This window comes from Dyadobacter psychrophilus, assembly GCF_900167945.1.
Classification (GTDB): Bacteria; Bacteroidota; Bacteroidia; order Cytophagales; family Spirosomataceae; genus Dyadobacter; species Dyadobacter psychrophilus.
On record NZ_FUZA01000001.1, the window covers coordinates 124,845 to 141,239 of the forward strand.

Annotated in this window: 20 protein-coding genes; 15 read left to right on the plus strand and 5 right to left on the minus strand. The window is 42.4% G+C overall.

Going from position 1 to position 16,395, the window contains the following annotated elements; genetic code table 11:
* Positions 1–79 precede the first annotated feature (79 nt).
* From B5X68_RS00590 to B5X68_RS00600, 3 genes are all read left to right on the plus strand, one after another.
* On the plus strand, positions 80–541 hold the full coding sequence (locus tag B5X68_RS00590) for an Hsp20/alpha crystallin family protein (RefSeq protein ID WP_082212743.1): 462 nt from the start codon (positions 80–82) through the stop codon (positions 539–541).
* 112 nt (positions 542–653) lie between these two features.
* Positions 654–1,175, plus strand: a complete 522-nt coding sequence (locus B5X68_RS00595) for a flavodoxin domain-containing protein (RefSeq protein WP_082212744.1) — start codon at positions 654–656, stop codon at positions 1,173–1,175.
* Between the two features lie 45 nt (positions 1,176–1,220).
* Positions 1,221–1,757, plus strand: coding sequence for a hypothetical protein (locus B5X68_RS00600; RefSeq protein ID WP_082212745.1), 537 nt, complete (start codon positions 1,221–1,223; stop codon positions 1,755–1,757).
* A 473-nt stretch (positions 1,758–2,230) separates the two neighbouring features.
* Here the strand turns inward: B5X68_RS00600 and B5X68_RS00610 are convergent, their stop codons facing one another.
* The 3 genes from B5X68_RS00610 to B5X68_RS00620 all read right to left on the minus strand — a co-directional run bounded on the left by B5X68_RS00610 (position 2,231) and on the right by B5X68_RS00620 (position 4,256).
* On the minus strand, positions 2,231–3,097 hold the full coding sequence (locus B5X68_RS00610; RefSeq protein WP_170916547.1) for a universal stress protein: 867 nt from the start codon (positions 3,095–3,097) through the stop codon (positions 2,231–2,233).
* Between the two features lie 58 nt (positions 3,098–3,155).
* Positions 3,156–3,428: a hypothetical protein gene (locus B5X68_RS00615; protein ID WP_082212748.1), complete on the minus strand. Its 273-nt coding sequence runs from the start codon at positions 3,426–3,428 to the stop codon at positions 3,156–3,158.
* Between the two features lie 192 nt (positions 3,429–3,620).
* The gene (locus B5X68_RS00620; RefSeq protein ID WP_082212749.1) at positions 3,621–4,256 is read right to left on the minus strand and encodes a Crp/Fnr family transcriptional regulator; all 636 of its coding nucleotides are present in this window, start codon (positions 4,254–4,256) and stop codon (positions 3,621–3,623) included.
* Between the two features lie 113 nt (positions 4,257–4,369).
* On the opposite strand from B5X68_RS00620, the gene B5X68_RS00625 reads away from it, so the two are divergent.
* The 6 genes from B5X68_RS00625 to B5X68_RS00650 all read left to right on the plus strand — a co-directional run bounded on the left by B5X68_RS00625 (position 4,370) and on the right by B5X68_RS00650 (position 8,444).
* The gene (locus tag B5X68_RS00625) at positions 4,370–5,170 is read left to right on the plus strand and encodes a sulfite exporter TauE/SafE family protein (protein WP_082212750.1); all 801 of its coding nucleotides are present in this window, start codon (positions 4,370–4,372) and stop codon (positions 5,168–5,170) included.
* A gap of 109 nt (positions 5,171–5,279) precedes the next feature.
* Positions 5,280–6,701 (plus strand): MBL fold metallo-hydrolase, encoded by a 1,422-nt coding sequence (locus B5X68_RS00630; RefSeq protein WP_082213921.1) that lies wholly within the window; start codon positions 5,280–5,282, stop codon positions 6,699–6,701.
* 66 nt (positions 6,702–6,767) lie between these two features.
* Positions 6,768–6,959, plus strand: coding sequence for a YgaP family membrane protein (locus B5X68_RS00635; RefSeq protein WP_229208316.1), 192 nt, complete (start codon positions 6,768–6,770; stop codon positions 6,957–6,959).
* A gap of 4 nt (positions 6,960–6,963) precedes the next feature.
* A complete protein-coding gene (locus B5X68_RS00640) occupies positions 6,964–7,269 on the plus strand; it encodes a rhodanese-like domain-containing protein (protein WP_082212751.1) in 306 nt (101 codons plus the stop codon).
* Positions 7,270–7,285: 16 nt separating this feature from the next.
* Entirely contained in the window at positions 7,286–7,849 is a 564-nt protein-coding gene (locus B5X68_RS00645; RefSeq protein WP_082212752.1) for a YeeE/YedE family protein, read from the plus strand.
* 148 nt (positions 7,850–7,997) lie between these two features.
* Positions 7,998–8,444, plus strand: a complete 447-nt coding sequence (locus B5X68_RS00650; RefSeq protein WP_229208317.1) for a DUF6691 family protein — start codon at positions 7,998–8,000, stop codon at positions 8,442–8,444.
* A gap of 185 nt (positions 8,445–8,629) precedes the next feature.
* On the opposite strand, the gene B5X68_RS00655 is transcribed toward B5X68_RS00650, so the two are convergent.
* Positions 8,630–8,851, minus strand: a complete 222-nt coding sequence (locus tag B5X68_RS00655) for a helix-turn-helix domain-containing protein (RefSeq protein ID WP_082212754.1) — start codon at positions 8,849–8,851, stop codon at positions 8,630–8,632.
* A 119-nt stretch (positions 8,852–8,970) separates the two neighbouring features.
* Between B5X68_RS00655 and B5X68_RS00660 the strand changes: the two genes are divergently transcribed.
* From B5X68_RS00660 to B5X68_RS00675, 4 genes are all read left to right on the plus strand, one after another.
* Entirely contained in the window at positions 8,971–9,915 is a 945-nt protein-coding gene (locus B5X68_RS00660) for a hypothetical protein (RefSeq protein ID WP_082212755.1), read from the plus strand.
* A 151-nt stretch (positions 9,916–10,066) separates the two neighbouring features.
* Positions 10,067–10,411: a nuclear transport factor 2 family protein gene (locus B5X68_RS00665; protein WP_082212756.1), complete on the plus strand. Its 345-nt coding sequence runs from the start codon at positions 10,067–10,069 to the stop codon at positions 10,409–10,411.
* A 64-nt stretch (positions 10,412–10,475) separates the two neighbouring features.
* On the plus strand, positions 10,476–11,279 hold the full coding sequence (locus B5X68_RS00670; protein ID WP_229208239.1) for a HEPN domain-containing protein: 804 nt from the start codon (positions 10,476–10,478) through the stop codon (positions 11,277–11,279).
* Between the two features lie 249 nt (positions 11,280–11,528).
* On the plus strand, positions 11,529–13,640 hold the full coding sequence (locus B5X68_RS00675; RefSeq protein ID WP_082212757.1) for an ATP-binding protein: 2,112 nt from the start codon (positions 11,529–11,531) through the stop codon (positions 13,638–13,640).
* Positions 13,641–13,741: 101 nt separating this feature from the next.
* Here B5X68_RS00675 and B5X68_RS00680 read toward each other — a convergent pair whose 3' ends face one another.
* Positions 13,742–14,449 (minus strand): SOS response-associated peptidase, encoded by a 708-nt coding sequence (locus tag B5X68_RS00680; RefSeq protein WP_082212758.1) that lies wholly within the window; start codon positions 14,447–14,449, stop codon positions 13,742–13,744.
* 163 nt (positions 14,450–14,612) lie between these two features.
* Between B5X68_RS00680 and B5X68_RS00685 the strand changes: the two genes are divergently transcribed.
* Together B5X68_RS00685 and B5X68_RS00690 are read left to right on the plus strand one after the other, a co-directional pair.
* A complete protein-coding gene (locus tag B5X68_RS00685; RefSeq protein WP_082212759.1) occupies positions 14,613–15,053 on the plus strand; it encodes a LexA family protein in 441 nt (146 codons plus the stop codon).
* Between the two features lies 1 nt (position 15,054).
* The gene (locus B5X68_RS00690) at positions 15,055–16,317 is read left to right on the plus strand and encodes a Y-family DNA polymerase (protein ID WP_082212760.1); all 1,263 of its coding nucleotides are present in this window, start codon (positions 15,055–15,057) and stop codon (positions 16,315–16,317) included.
* Positions 16,318–16,395 lie beyond the last annotated feature (78 nt).

Consider the following 16,395-nt stretch of genomic DNA (forward strand, 5'->3'; position numbering starts at 1 on the left):
TGATCATTAATAAGAAGCTCTACCTCCCCTACTTTTATGACGACGATAAATTATTGTTCAACCTTAACAAACAAAAATTATGTCACTCGTAAAAAGAAATGGGAGCCTGTTCCCCAAACTGCTTTTAAATGATTTTTTTGATAACAACACGGTGGATATTTCAGCTATGTTTGATTTCGACAGTGACTTTTCCAGGTATGGACTCTCAGCAAAAATCCCCTCGGTTAACATCACCGAAAATAACGAGAATTACTCCATTCAGCTGGCGGCCCCAGGGTTGGAGAAAAAGGATTTTAAGATCGAAGTAGAAAATGATATGCTGACTATCAGTTCTAAAAAAGAACAAGAAAGCGACGAAGAAAAAGACAATTACAGAAGAAGAGAGTTTTCTTATCAAAGCTTTTCGAGATCGTTCCAGCTTCCCGAAAATTCGCAAACCGATAAAATAGAAGCCCAATATCAGGACGGCATTCTAAAGCTGACACTGCCAAAAAAAGAGATCACTTTGCCTGCGCCTAAAAAGGAAATTGCCATCGCCTAGCTAAAAGTCGTTTAACGAGACGCCAGAAGGCGCACCGGTTTTCCAATATTGTAGACTGGTGCGCCTTCCGCTATTTAAAGGATACCCAATAATTTTCAATAAAAGAACAATCATGAAAAGTGGAGCGGTGGTATACAAAGGCAAGTATGGTGCAACAAAGCAGTATGCGCAGTGGCTTAGCGACGATTTAGAATTGCCATGCTTAGACGCGGACCTGGTCGCTGGTCAAACCCTGAATGATTTTGATTATATCATTCTGGGAAGTTCGGTCTACTATGGTAAGATGTTATTGAGCCCATTTCTTGTCAAACATCTGGAAGTACTAAAACACAAGAAAGTCTTCATTTTTATTTCTTGTGCAACTCCGGATTCCGACCAAAGGGAACAGAAGAGAATTTTAAAGGAGAATATTCCTAAGACGATTATGAAGGAAGAACAAATCTTTTTTCTACCTGGGAAACTGGACATAAGAGCACTTACAGTATTCGACCGCCTAATGCTAGGAATAGCTGCCTTTTTTGAAAAAAACCCGGAACGGAAAAGGGTAATGACCAATGGGATCGATGCAGTTTCAGAAGACAATCTGATTGATCTTGATATCGCAGTACGAGCATTTGCCGTTACGGCGCACTAATTACTTGCTTTTTGCAAATCTACACCGTTTAACCAATGAAATAAGATGAAGATCAACCAAGTGATTAAACTACTTCCATCCATTACAGTTTTAACAATTGCTCTCGCGATTTCATGTACGGACCACGATATTCCAGACCCGGAAAAGCATTGCGAAAGATTGGATGGAACCCCTCGCTTCTATCCATGCGAGTTTGAAATTGCAAAAGCAGAGTTCGCCAAAGGATTAACAATCAATGACATTTTTGCTACTATCACCCCGCAAAATCCGGATGTGGTACTGCCTATGCAATTCGCCTGGCACCGTTTCAGCCAGAACCCCAATACGATAGACGTCACTTTCAAAATCAAACTGCACGTAAAACGCATTGCAAATGCCTCAGTCCAGGCCAGTTCAGGCTACATTTTAGACAAGCCAACCGGCAAGCCAGCTACGATTGCTTCACTTTATTCTACCACCGTCTTTCCGCCGCTTCACCCGCAGGTGCCGATAGAACTTCAATTGCTGCCTCTGGGCCAGACCGCAGTAGTTATTTCGGATGCTGCTTACCCATATCTCAGTCGAATATTTGCCGCCGCTTAACACGCCGGTCTATACAAATTTCACCGGTAATGTGCTCTATGCCTTCCACAACATTGAAACAACAAAAACTTTAATTGCCGCACCACATAACTACCACTTGGGGGTAGATGCATCCGAAGCACATATCGTAATCAATCCGACATTTACCAATTAAGTATTCAGTTGATAAAGGAGGTACTGTTGTTTGCGGTGGAATCCATATGAGCGATATTCCATCCTTTCCCTATCAAATTTTATGGGAAGAAAGAAGGATATTGTCTGTAGGCAATCTGACCAGAGATGATGCTAAGGAATTTATAGGATTGCTCGGTCAGGTGCCTGTGACAACTCAGGTAACGTTTTTCCCATTGAATAAGGCTAATACTGCATTGAACGCTCTTCGCGAAGGGTCTATTACAGGTGCGGCCGTTCTGTTAATCATTAAGGGTTCATTATGAAGCCAATAAAAGACTGAATTGGCAGATATGGTTTCACTATTTCATCTTAGAAGGGAACACAATAACGGGCAGGGTTTGCTGGTCAAGAATGTTCTTTGTTGTGCTTGATTTAAGCATTCTTATTAATAACGCATCTTGATGGTGTAACAAAGCAAGCATGTCAATCCCTTGCCTGGAACATAACCGCTTCAAACTTTGAACCACATTCTTTCCATGAATTTCTAAATGGGTCAAATTCGGATGGTTAATATCTTCAAGCATATTTAAAAAAACCTGTTTGGATACATTCTCTTCACTTTGCTTGTCTTCGATATCCTCAACATGGACGAGTTCAAGGTCAAAATGGAGTGCTTCCGCGTATTTAGCAAGAAGATTTACTGCCTTCAGATCGGAAACGCTGAAATCAGTTGCGAACAACACTTTTTGAACGTCTTTAAATTCAAACTTACCAGGAAGTATGAGCACTGGTCTTGTCGCATTTGAAACCACTAAATTGGTATTCTTTCCAAATAAAAAGTGCTTGAAACCGCTCTGTTTACTGGCGCCCATCACGATCATTTCAATATTCTCACTTTCGAGGACATTTTTTAGGTTATCTGACAAATCACCTGCTTCGCAGTGAAACGTAACTTCTGGCCGCCACCTCTCACCAGGCAGAGAGAGTAGAATGAATGCTCGTAATTCAAATGCTATTACACTAAGCTTATCGTTGCTTTCCTGCTGCCAAGATGCGTCATTGCCGTTAATCCATGGGCTGGCCCCATAAAAGGTGGTCATCGGTATAGACTGATAGACAGAGAATAAAAGAACGTCACAATGCAGCTCATTGGCAAGTTTAGCCGCTGCCTGAGTCAGGTCAGGAGCGTTTTCGGAAGGATCGGTGAGAACCAGGATTTTTTTCATAGACATTGAGAAGGGTTGATCTTGTCCGTTTAGCATTCCAGATCTTAACTTCACTGGCTCATCTGGCCAGAGGCATTTTGCCAGACAATATCCTAGTAGCAGCTGCGATCCTCATTTCCCGTTTTTGCCGCTTCAATTCTTCATCGAAGAGCTTCAGCTCCTTTTTAATTTTGTTTTCTTCGACTTTGCTAACGTCGTTTATCAGATTCTTGGCTATTTTTCTAATTTCCTTTTCCAGCTTTCTGGTCTGCTGAGTTTCTGCATCAATTTTCAATTTCCGGTTAAGTGCGGTGACGATCTCGTCAACTCTCTGGAGTTTTTCAGCTTTCATTACCTTCTAGGTTTAAGTTCAAATCGGTAAGCCGCAAAAATAATTTCAATGCAAGCTTTTAATGATGACTTGCGCGCATCCCCTATATGATCTTAATCATAGACGAACCTAACTCCCCTAAACTAGGGAGTGCCAAATTATGTTGCAGTGAGTAATGGCCGTACAATCTGTACATGTCTACTACGATGCTTTTTAAAGCCAGGCAATGTGGCTGCGAAAGAGCTGTATCTTTTTATCCTGCTCCATTTTTTTCAGCAACCTGGAAACCACCTCCCTGGATGTATTCAGGTCATTGGCTATCTCCGAATGGGTCATGGCAAGTTCTCTGGTACCGCGGCTTTTCACCTGGTTTTTCAGGTAAAATTCAAGCCGCTGGTCCATGCCTTTGAAAATTACGCTGTCCAAGACCGTCAGCAACTCTTCAAATCTCGACCGGTAATTGTCTATCACAAAATAGTACCAGCTTTTGTATTGCTGCATCAAATTATCCATGAGCTGGATGGGAACCATGATGGCGGTAGTATCTTCCAGAGCAATGGCCGTGATCTCGCTGGTCTGCTGCCTGGTGTTGCAGATCATTGAAAGCGCACAGGCATTCCCAGCTTGCAAGGTATAAATGTAAGCTTCCTCGCCATCGTCGCCTTCCCGGTACAACTTCACTTTTCCCCTCGCAATCAATAAAGTATACTTAAAATACTGCCCGGTGCGCATGATCACCTCCCCTGCCGGGATCAGTTTCAGCGTTGATTCCTGTGCGAGCCTTGATTTTAATTCTGGTTCAAAAGCTGGAAAAACCTTATCCAGGTACTCCCCTATTTCCTCATTCATATTACCTCATTTTAGACTCAAATATAGAATCAAATCATCTTCTTAAATGTGACATTTATCACTGACCAGCAAAATTCGGTCTGTCAAATTTGTGCTCGAAAAAGCACATTTACATGGAAACACTTGCTTACCTGGCTTCGATCTTCATTGGCATATCGCTCAGCCTGATCGGTGGTGGTGGCTCCATTCTGACAGTCCCGGTATTGGTATATCTGTTCGGGATCAGCCCATTGGTTTCCACATCCTATTCGCTTTTTATCGTGGGGTCGACCAGCCTGGTTGGCGCGTTTACAAACTACCGCAAGGGTCTGGTCAACGTTAAAACAGCCACGCTTTTTGGACTAACCTCAATCACGACCGTGTTCCTGACAAGAAAATTGCTGATACCCTTGATCCCCAACAGCCTTTTTCACTTAGGCAATTTTACGATTACCGAGCCTTTGCTTACCATGATCCTCTTTGCGATACTGATGGTGGCTGCTTCAGTAGGTATGATTAGGGACAAAACAAAAAAGCCGGGATGCCTTACATGCAATTTGAAGGGTAATCTCATCAGATTGCTGCTGAGCGGCATTGGAATTGGTCTGACTACCGGCCTCTTGGGCGCAGGAGGTGGCTTTCTGTTGATCCCGACGCTAGTATTGTTCCTGGGTATGCCGATGCGCGAAGCTGTCGGCACTTCACTTTTGATTATTGCACTTAACTCTCTGATCGGCTTTTTGGGAGACCTCGGACATTTTACAATTGACTGGTTATTCCTTTCCAAAGTGACCACGGTGGCAATCAGTGGGATTGTGCTTGGCACATGGCTCAGCAAACGGATAAAATCCAATCAATTGAAAGAAGGTTTTGGCTGGTTTGTTCTTGCGATGGGCGTTTTCATTATTACCAAAGAGCTGTTCTCGGCCCTTTGAGCAAAGTCTTTCCTTTTGATATAAGATTTATTGTTGGGTGACAAATGTCACCGATTTCGCTGATCCGATTCCTGAAATTTGTACACATCAAGAACAAAATAAAAATCATATGAAAATTGAACAAATTTATACCGGGTGTCTTGCACAAGGTGCCTACTATATTGAAAGCAATGGAGAGGCCCTCGTGATAGACCCGCTCCGAGAAGTAGATCCCTACATAACGCGTGCGGAGAAGAGCGGCGCGAAAATTAAATATGTATTGGAAACACACTTTCATGCCGACTTTGTCTCGGGCCACATTGACCTGGCTGAAAAAACAGGGGCACAGATCGTATTTGGACCAACAGCCAGGCCCGGGTTTACAGCTCATGTGGCAAATGACGGCGAAGTACTGCGACTCGGAGATGTGACAATTAAAGTATTGCACACGCCCGGCCATACAATGGAAAGCACGTGTTTTCTACTCAGCGATGCAACTGGCAAAGACATCGCCATTTTCACCGGCGATACGTTGTTTATCGGAGATGTTGGCCGTCCCGACCTTGCACAAAAAGTCGTGGCTGATCTCACTCAGGATAAATTGGCCAGACATTTATTCACATCATTACGGACAAAGATCCTGCCGCTGTCAGATGATATTATGGTGTATCCTGCACATGGTTCGGGCAGTGCTTGTGGTAAAAATATGAGTAAAGAAACGAGCGACACACTAGGTAATCAGAAACTATTCAACTACGCTTTGCGTGCAGACATGACGGAGGAGGAATTTGTGAAAGAGGTTACCGATGGATTGATGCCGCCGCCCGCCTATTTCCCTGAAAACGTCATGATGAATATCAAAGGATACGACAGTATTGATACAGTGCTGCGGCGCGGAAATCATGGGCTTGATCCCGATGCTTTTGAAGCGGCAGCCAATGAAACCGACGCCATCTTGCTCGATACGCGCGCAGCTCAGGTTTTTGCCAGGGGCTTTATTCCCAATTCAATCAACATCGGCATTGACGGAAGTTTCGCACCGTGGGTCGGTGCGATGATTCCCGATATCAAACATCAAATACTGGTGATCGCTGATGACGGCAGAGAAGAAGAAGTGGTAACGCGGCTCGCCCGTGTCGGTTATGATTATACGATCGGCTATTTAAATGGCGGCTTCGAGGCGTGGAAAAAAGCAGGTAAAGAAGTAGATCATATAGAGTCCGTTACTGCGGTCGAAATGGCACGGCGACTTACAAGCAACCATGACTTAACCGTGCTGGATGTAAGAAAAGCCAGCGAGCATTTCTCTGAGCATGTAATCGGCGCTGAGAATATTCCATTAGACTACCTCAATGACCACCTGGCTGAAATCAGTAAAGACAAAACCTATCTGGTTCACTGCGCGGGCGGGTACCGTTCAATGATTTTTAATTCGATCCTCAAAGCCCGGGGTTACGATAATCTGATTGATGTCCAAGGAGGCTTTACAGCAATTAAAGAATCTGGCCTTTTTCAGATAAGCAATTACGTCTGCCCAAGTACTATGCTGTAAATCAAAGTATTTACCATGTCCGACAAGATTTTTCACCATTTAAATGTCATCATTATGAAATCAAATATGGGATCTGCTGACAAAATAATCCGTGCGTTACTCGCCATTGCGGCTGTCATGTTATACTTCACAGGCATCACATCTGGAACTCTAGGGATGGCGTTGATGGCGATCGGGGCCGTATTGCTGATAACGTCCTTTCTGAATTTTTGCCCTCTCTACACGATTTTCAGTATCTCCACCAGAAATAAAAAATAAACCTATGGGACTCTTATCTTCATTATTCACAGCAAAGAGCACGGATTACAAGGCTATGATTGAGCGAGGTGCAATTGTTGTCGATGTCCGCTCCCCGCAGGAATATGCCGGCGGACATATTCAGGGAAGCATTAATATTCCCCTGGATCAAATCAGTACAAAAACAGACATGCTGCTCAAAAAGGGAAAACCGGTTATCACCTGCTGCCGTAGCGGATCCCGAAGCGGCATGGCTGTCGAGAAACTCAAATCTGCCGGTATCGACGCATACAATGCCGGTGCCTGGGACAGTCTTAAACAAAAAATCTAAAACATAAAGCGCCATTATGCTGGAACTAATCAAACAACCGTGGCCCTGGTATATCGCAGGGCCACTGATCGGGTTTACTGTTCCTGCCCTGCTCATTTTAGGGAACAAATCTTTTGGGATCTCATCATCCATGCGTCATATTTGCGCAGCATGTCTTCCCGCCAAGGTACCTTTTTTTCAATATGACTGGAAAAAAGAGATCTGGAACCTGGTTTTTGTGCTTGGTATTTTTTTGGGAGGAATATTTGCTGCCGTTTTTATTGGGAATCCTTCGACAATAAAAGTTGATGAAACTCTTTTGCAAGAACTTGCCGTATATGGTATAACGGACTTTTCTTCCCTAGTACCCGTGGATATTGTGAGCTGGGAAAACCTCGTTACCGTTCGTGGCCTTATCATAATGGTTGGCGGTGGCTTTCTGGTAGGCTTCGGGGCACGTTATGCCGGAGGCTGCACGAGCGGTCATGCTATCATGGGCCTTTCAACTTTACAGTGGCCTTCGTTAGTCGCAACAATCTCCTTTATGATTGGAGGATTTATCATGGTCAACTGGATTTTACCGATGATCTTGAGTTTATAGCTGCACCAAAATCCAAATTAAAAATTCGATTCGCCGAGAGGAAATTTGCATTAGGCAGACAACAGTAGTTTTTTCTAGTATTACAGCTCATCCTATGAGAAACACAATCAGAATAGAAGAGGAACACGCAATTCGAGCGACAGATGCCATGTGCATCAACGAAAGTAAGCAAAGTCACCGGTGGTATTACAACATCAAATATCTGATTGTTGGCATTTTGTTTGGGATTGTATTTGTCAAAGCCGAAGTGGTCAGCTGGTTCAGGATACAGGAAATGTTTCGTATGCAGTCATTTCATATGTACGGGACCATTGGAAGCGCAGTGCTGGTGGGAGCATTCGCTGTATGGCTGATCAAAGCCTTCAAAATAAGAACGGTACATGGAGAACACATTACCTTTGTTAAAAAGGAATTTAACAAAGGGCAAATTTATGGGGGCTTGCTCTTCGGGTTAGGCTGGGGCTTGACAGGCGCTTGCCCTGGCCCATTATTTGCGCAGATAGGCTTTGGAGCAACAGTGGTTGTAATACCACTACTCAGTGCAATAGCGGGTACCTGGGTTTACGGACGCTTTCGAAAGCTGCTTCCGCATTAATCTTTCAATCTCACCAAACGTCATTTTTTTCCCATACTTACGACCTTGATTGTGGTTCTGCAGCCCTAGAGTTAAAGTACATTTTAAGGTGCTTGATAGGAGTTTTATCGTAAAATTTGCTTCATTCACGGTGAATAGGTCGGGATTTATGTCAATCGCCTCTTTACATCAACCACGGTTAGTTTCTATTTCGAATTCACCGACTTACGAAAAGCAGCGGGTGACATGCCGGTATTCTGTTTGAATAATTTGTTGAAAGACGTTGGACGTTCAGAGCCCAACGTATAAGCCACGTTTCCCGTAGCAAGTGAATTGCTGCGCACCATTTCCTTGGCTTTCTCAACCGTCCTCAAATATATATGCTGATGGGTGGCGCGACCGGTGATGGCTTTTAGCGCAAATGCCATCCAATGCTGGGAGCTTCAAATTTTGTACATTGGTAGAACTTCCTTCATGTGAGTTGATACTGGCTGACAAATATGGAATGTGTCTTGCAGATTTCCGCGATCAGTAAATTCCTGCCGATATGAGCAAACATTCATTTCAGATAACAATTCCGACCGACGATGAGGGTTTTGTTGGTCGAGAATGCTTAGAATGTAAAAAGTACTTCAAAATTAAGCCAGGGACAGGCTTGCCTACACAGTATTGCCACTGTCCTTACTGTGACTACGAGGGCGACCAAAATACGTTTTGGACACAGGATCAAATCGATTATTCCCAAAGTGTCGGGAAACAAGTGGCTTATGAAAAGTTGATCGAGCCTTTGTTAGACGATTTTGCAAAATCTTTAAAAAGGTTAGAAACATCGACAAGAGGAAGTCTCTTTCAGGTGAAAATAAAAACAAAAAGAAGTAAACCCTTTTTTCCAATAAAGTATTACGATGAAGCTGAGCTTGAAACCCATCTAACATGCAACAATTGTCAGCTTGAGTTTGCGATATACGGGGTATTCTCAAGATGTCCGGATTGTAAACACCTAAATGCTTTTGCTGTATTCGAGAAGTCACTGGAGGTCTGCAAAAAACAAATCGATTTGTTTAGCCAATTTCAAAATGATAGAGATGTAGAACTAGCAAATCTTAAATTTATTTTGAGCAATGCGATATCGTCATTCGATGGCCTTGGTAAAGAACTCAGGAAAAAATTGGTTAATAAGTTTCCCGCAAGGCCAAAAAACCTATTTCAAAATATTGATGAATTGGAGAAGGTGTTGGCTCAAAATTTCGACCTGGACATACAGACAAAAGTTTCTGATTACCGATTTCTAAGACAAATGTTTCAGGTAAGACATATTTTCGAACACAATATGGGAGTCGTTGACGTAGACTTCGTGACCAAAGTGCCAGACCTAAACCATCTAATAGATAGAAAGTATCCTCTTTCTTTGAGCGAAGTGCAGAAATTTTTGACCCTTCTAAGCGATTTAGGAAGAATAATTGAAGGCGAGGCCATCAAATACTACATATGACACAAAATTATCTTAACGCGGATAACTTAGGTAACACGGTAAATAGCTAGAACCGTCAAATGTGGCCGATAATTGCGACTAAATCTCAACCATTACCGAGATTGGAAAAGTAAGACAGGATGTAGTTTTGGGATCTTAAACCAACAATGTTATGGATTATCAAACTCTCCTCCGTCAGCTTTACCAGGACTTCAATGCACGCAAGATCGATTCAGTACTAGCACATTTGCATACGGACGTATGCTGGCCCAATGGCTGGGAGGGCGGATATGTATCCGGGCACGAGGAAGTGCGTGCTTACTGGTTACGGCAATGGCAAGAGATTGAACCTGTGGTCGAGCCGGTGTCATTTGACGCGAAGCCGGATGGTCGGATTGCGATCAAAGTCCATCAAGTCGTAAAAGATATGGACGGTCAAGTATTAAACGACACACTATTATTTCACGTCTACACTTTTGAAAATGGAAAAGTGAGGATGATGGCAATTGAACATTAGGGTTCGCCATTAATGATTTTTGAAATTTTGTATCTTACCAAAATTTCAAAACCTCCACACACGAATGAAGACCTCCCTCTCTCATCTACCAAAAAACAAACAAGACCAGTTAACAGCGCTAACCCAAATTGTACTCGACAAAGTCGCGGCTGAAATGATCATTCTATTCGGCAGCTATGCGCGTGGTGACTGGGTCGAGGATTATCAGGAGAAATACGAGTATGTAAGCGACTTCGATATTCTGATTGTCACCAAAGACAAAAATTCAGCGGAGCAAGTCAAGAAATCGCGGGAGCTGGAAGAGGAGCTGATGGCCAATGAAGAAATCACGAGAACGAGCATCATATATCACAGCGTTGGTTTTGTAAACGACAAGATCGAGCGGAATTACTACTTCTTTGTCGATATTCTGAAAGAAGGTGTCATGCTTTTCGATTCTGGAAAATTCACCTTATCTCAGCCAAAAGATCTTAATCCGACTCAACGGGTAGAGAAATCGACTGAGGAATTTGAGCATTGGTTTGAGGGAGCTAGCCGGTTTTTGGAAACTGCGTATATCCAGATTGAAAAAACCTGGTACAAGGAAGCGGCCTTTTTACTTCACCAAGCTACGGAAAGATACTATGCGGCAATACTCCTTGTTTTCACAGACTACAAGCCAAGAATCCATGACATTGAGATTCTTGGAAATCAAGTTATTAAACAGCACGCAGAATTTGCTACTGTTTTTCCGATGAAGACTGAGGAGGAAAAGCGGCTGTTGTGCTTCTTAAAAAGGCGTATATCGATGCGAGGTATAACAGGAATTACAAGATTGATAAGGTGGAGTTGGAGTATTTGGGGAGTCGGGTCATGTTGTTGGATTTGACGGAGCGGATTTGTCGGGAGCGGATTGCGCAGTTTGTTGATAGTCAAATTCGTTGAGACAAAATTACACTACCAGCAGTTCATTGTACGCTATTCAAAAGACAAATTGAAATAGTTAGGCTATGAGTATTAATTTTATCGAATTAAGCTTCTTTAAACAATTTACATGCATCGAAGCTATATACCGCCAATTCGGGATTATTTACCATGCTAAAATTGAGTTTACAAAATTATTGACAATCACAATTATATGGTAGAAAGCACTTATATACAGGGTTACGGAATTCACTATGTTGGAGCTCTTTCAAAAATTCCAAAATCAAATGAGAAATTGCAACCTTTATATGAAGCCCTGACGAACTCATTAGAAGCAATAAGGTTATTGTCAACTAAATCTGAGCAAGGCGTAATAAAGATCAAACTACACTATACAAAAGGTCTTTTCGATACTTATGAATTTTATTCCATTTCTATTGAGGATTCGGGAATAGGTTTTAATAATGACGAATATGAGCGCTTGATCAACCTAAATGACACTCGAAAGGGATTTAATAATAAGGGATCCGGACGTGTTCAGTTTTTGCATTTTTTCGACAAAACTGAATACACAAGCATCTTCGAAGACAAATCATCTAGTACTGGCTTCAGACAGCGAAAGTTCACGCTATCGAAATCCCCTGCTTTTTTAAGGTATAATGCAATAATTAGGCATGATAGCTTAATTGAGACCAATGCAAAATCACCGACTACAACAATAGTGCTGTCTTCAATTCTTAACGACAAGGATCGCAAATTTTACAACGAATTATCGATATCTGAGTTGAAGGATAACATCATCAATAGATATCTGCCATTTTTTTGCGAAAATCGAGATGCACTGCCAAGAATAATTATTGAAAAGCTTTCGCAACTTGAAACGCTAGAATCGCGTGAAATTTTGCCATCTGATATTCCCACCATCGATAAGCAGGACGATATAATTGTCCACTATTGTAAATCGTCCAACGATGGGAAATCTATCGAAAGGATACAAAAGTCCGAAAAGCTTAACATCAAAGGCTTTAAAATAGATAAGTCAAGGCTGCAAAAAAATAGTCTTAAGCTTACCAGCAAAGGTGAGATTGCAAAAGAAATTAAGTTAGATAGTATGCTTGTGGATGATGAGATAGACGGCAATCGGTATCTTTTCCTCATTTCTGGCAGTTATATTGATGAGCGTGATTCGGATAATCGCGGGGCACTAAAAATTCCCACAATTGAAGAGTTTAGGAGTAAGAGTAGCGAAGTCAGTTGGCTATTTGGTGAAGAAGAAATTGTTCTTGACGATATAAGAGAAAAGGCGAATGAAAAAGTTCTTGCAATGTATGAGGAAATCGCAAAGAGGTCTACTCAAAAATTAGAAGAAGTAGAGAAGTTGCAAAAAATGTTTTTGCTTGACCCAAACTCAATCAAGGAGGTAAAGATTAAACTGACTGACACTGACGAGGATATCTTAGAAAAAGTTTATAGAGCCGATGCAAAGCTTATAGCTAGACGTGATGCCGAAATCAAGAAGCGTGTCGATCTACTTGATAATCTTGACCCTAATTCTCCTAATTTTAGAGACCGATTTCTTGAAGAAGTCAATGAACTTACCCGAGCTATTCCTCAGCAAAATCGTACTCAACTAACACACTATGTTGCTAGGCGGAAATTGGTTCTCGACCTGTTTGGAAAAATACTTGATCGCAAACTTCTAATCCAGAATTCTGATGGTCGAAACTTAGATGAAGCACTAATTCATAATGTTCTATTTCAGAAAGGATCGGATAAGCCGGAAAGTAGCGACTTATGGATAATAAATGAGGATTTCATTTATTTTAGTGGAAGTTCAGAAAGGCAACTAAGTAAATTGAAAGTGAATGGAAAACCGGTATTCAAAAGCGAATTTACCATTGAAGAAGACAAATATCTACTCTCACTAGGTGAAAATAGGAAGATTAAAAGACCCGATGTACTCCTATTTCCTGAGGAGGGTAAGTGCATTATACTGGAATTTAAATCCCCAGAAGTCAATGTCTCGGATCATTTGACCCAGATCGATTTGTATGCTAATTTAATAAGAAACTACACACAGGAATATTTTCAGATAATGACATTCTACGGCTATCTTATTGGCGAAAGTATTGAACCGAGAGATGTGCTTGGACGTGTAAGTAGCTACGAACATTCATACCATTTCGATTATCTATTTCGCCCTGCCGAGAAGGTTAACGGATTTGATGGAAGACCTAATGGTTCGATCTATACAGAAGTTATAAAATATTCAACACTATTGAAGAGGGCCAAGAGGAGAAATAGTATCTTCATTGACAAGCTCTAAGATTCATGGAGCAGTGCCCAGTTTAACGATGACGCGATTCGCGTTAAGCGGTGAACTCATGCAATTAGCTTCCTACACGGATAGGCAATACAACATATGCATCAAGCAGCCCTTCGAACCGGCTGCCCGTAAGGATCCAACACCTGAGGCAAATTAGTATCTATCTGGTTGCTGTAAACTCCATCAATAACTCTGTAAGCCGAAAGTTTGCCATCGGGATACTGAAAATAAGTCAAATCCATAATCTCATTTTCATTCAGGCCTGGAATCATCCAGGACAGTGCTGCATCTCCTTTCAATATCAGTGGCTGTCGCTTCCCATCATTATGTATCGCACCGAGCAACGGACTCGCGTCCTGAGTCACAATGGCAAAAGTGTTCATTCCCTTCCAGGTCGAATATATCGCGCCCATTGCAAAGAATTTCTTCTCCAATGGTTTGATATACCAGGATTCATAATTCTTCTTGTTGTTCAAATCGGGATAGTGAGGCTCGAAAAATCCAGTGCAAAGAACCAGGCATCGATTATGCTTCGCATACTTCCACCACATCTTGTCTCGGTTGAACAAATCATAATGGGTCGCATTCAACGTATTAAACCTGAAAGCTTTTTCGTCAGTAACATTCGGTGGAACGAGTCGCCACCTGTACAGATCAAGTGATCTCGGTGAGGTCATTACAGGCAGAAACGGCTTTTCAAAGCCATTGAAATCGTATCTCTTCTTGAACTGTTCGAGCTTGTCAACAGGCAGTTTAAATTCAGCTTTCAAAGTTTCAACATCACTTTCATTCGACACATGATAACACATAACCTCATTATTTTAAGTCAGAAACATTGGATTGATCCACCTTTACACCGTAAAGATCATCAAAGATAATAAAAATGGAATAAATCCACAATAGTGGAATAATTCCATAAAAGATCTTGATTTCTTGCTTCGCTGGTGCAACCTTTGTAAAAAGTGAAAGGTGATGGAGGAGATTTACAGCGTTCAATCATTAAGTATTTATCGACAGGTTACCAGCAAGAACTGGCTCGCAGCACTCATTCCAGCGATCAGTGCTGGTTTTCCTTCCCCTGCGGCCGACTTCATCGACCTGGAAATTGATCTGCAAAAGGAGATTGTGAAAAATCCGGCAAGTACTTTTTACGGGCGGGTTAAGGGCACCAGTATGAGTGATGTCCACATCGATGACGGCGATATTCTGGTAATCGACAAAAGCCTTCCGTGCAAAGACAATTGCATTGCTGTTTGTTTTTTGAATGGCGAATTCCTGGTAAAAAGGGTACGATACGATGAAGGTGGATGCTGGCTGGTAGCCGAAAGCGATCAATACGCACCGATCTGGGTCGCCGCGGACACCGAATTTTTGGTTTGGGGAATTGTTGTAAGCGTTATCAAATTCTTCTAAAATGTTCGCTCTGGTCGATTGTAACAACTTTTATGCAAGCTGCGAACGGATGTTCCGGCCAGAATTGAACGGAAAACCTGTGGTTGTGCTAAGTAACAATGATGGTTGTGTCATTGCCAGATCAAATGAAGCAAAGGCGCTGGGTATTACGATGGGAGCTCCTGCATTCCTGTTTGAAAAGAAGTTCAAAGAACAGGATATCCATGTTTTCAGTAGTAACTATGCCCTTTACGGCGATATGAGTAATCGGGTGATGACGCTCCTCGGCCGCTACTCACCTGCAATGGAAGTTTACAGCATCGATGAAGCTTTCCTTCGCTTCGACGGTAATAAGCATTGGGATCTCCGGAAGATTGGGGAGGACATGCGGAAAACAGTGACGCAAAGCACTGGCATCCCGATCAGCGTAGGCATGGCACCGACAAAGGCACTTGCAAAGTTGGCCAACAAAATCGCCAAGAAGTTTTCCGATAAAACCGGGGGAGTGCATGTCATTGACACGCAAGATAAGCTTCTTAAAGCAATTGCATTTTTTCGAATCGGCGACGTTTGGGGAATTGGCCGCCAACACGAGAAGCGGTTAAAAGCTATTGGCGTAGAAACAGTCCTGGACTTCACTCTGCTACCGGAAGAATGGGTGAAGAAAAATATGAGCATTCTTGGCCTGAGGCTTCAACAAGAGCTTGCAGGCATCAAGACGCTCGATCTTGAATTGCCTCAACTAAAAAAGAACATTGCCGTAACCAGGTCTTTCAATCAAAACTTCACCGTTTTTGAAGATGTGAAAGAAAGGGTTATCACATTCGCTTCAATTTGTAGCGAGCGCCTTCGCGAGCAGGATAGTTGCTGTAACGTCTTGCAACTTTTTGTCCATACAAATACCTTCCGGCCCGATCAGCCGCAGTACAATAAATCAATAACCATTGACCTCCCTTTTCCGACAAATTCTGCCATTGAACTTGCCCATTTTGCATTGGGTGCATTGAAACAAATATTTAAAGAAGGTTATGGCTACAAAAAGGCAGGAGTAATTGTAATGGATCTGACTCCTGCAAATGCCAAGCAGCAGCAGATCTTTGAAAACACGGATCCCCGTCACGGCCACTTGATGGCGGTAGTCGATAAGCTTAATAAATCCATGGGTCAAAACAAGGTGCTGCTAGCAAGTCAGGACTTGAACACGCGTTGGAAAATGAAGCAGGACAAACTTTCTCCCCGTTATAGCACCCGGATGCAAGAGATCATCACGATTCACGCTAAATAAAGTGACAAACTGATTCATTTCTAGAACTGCTTCCAGGACAAACAAAAGGCTAGAAATGATCCTAGCCTAATTATAGTT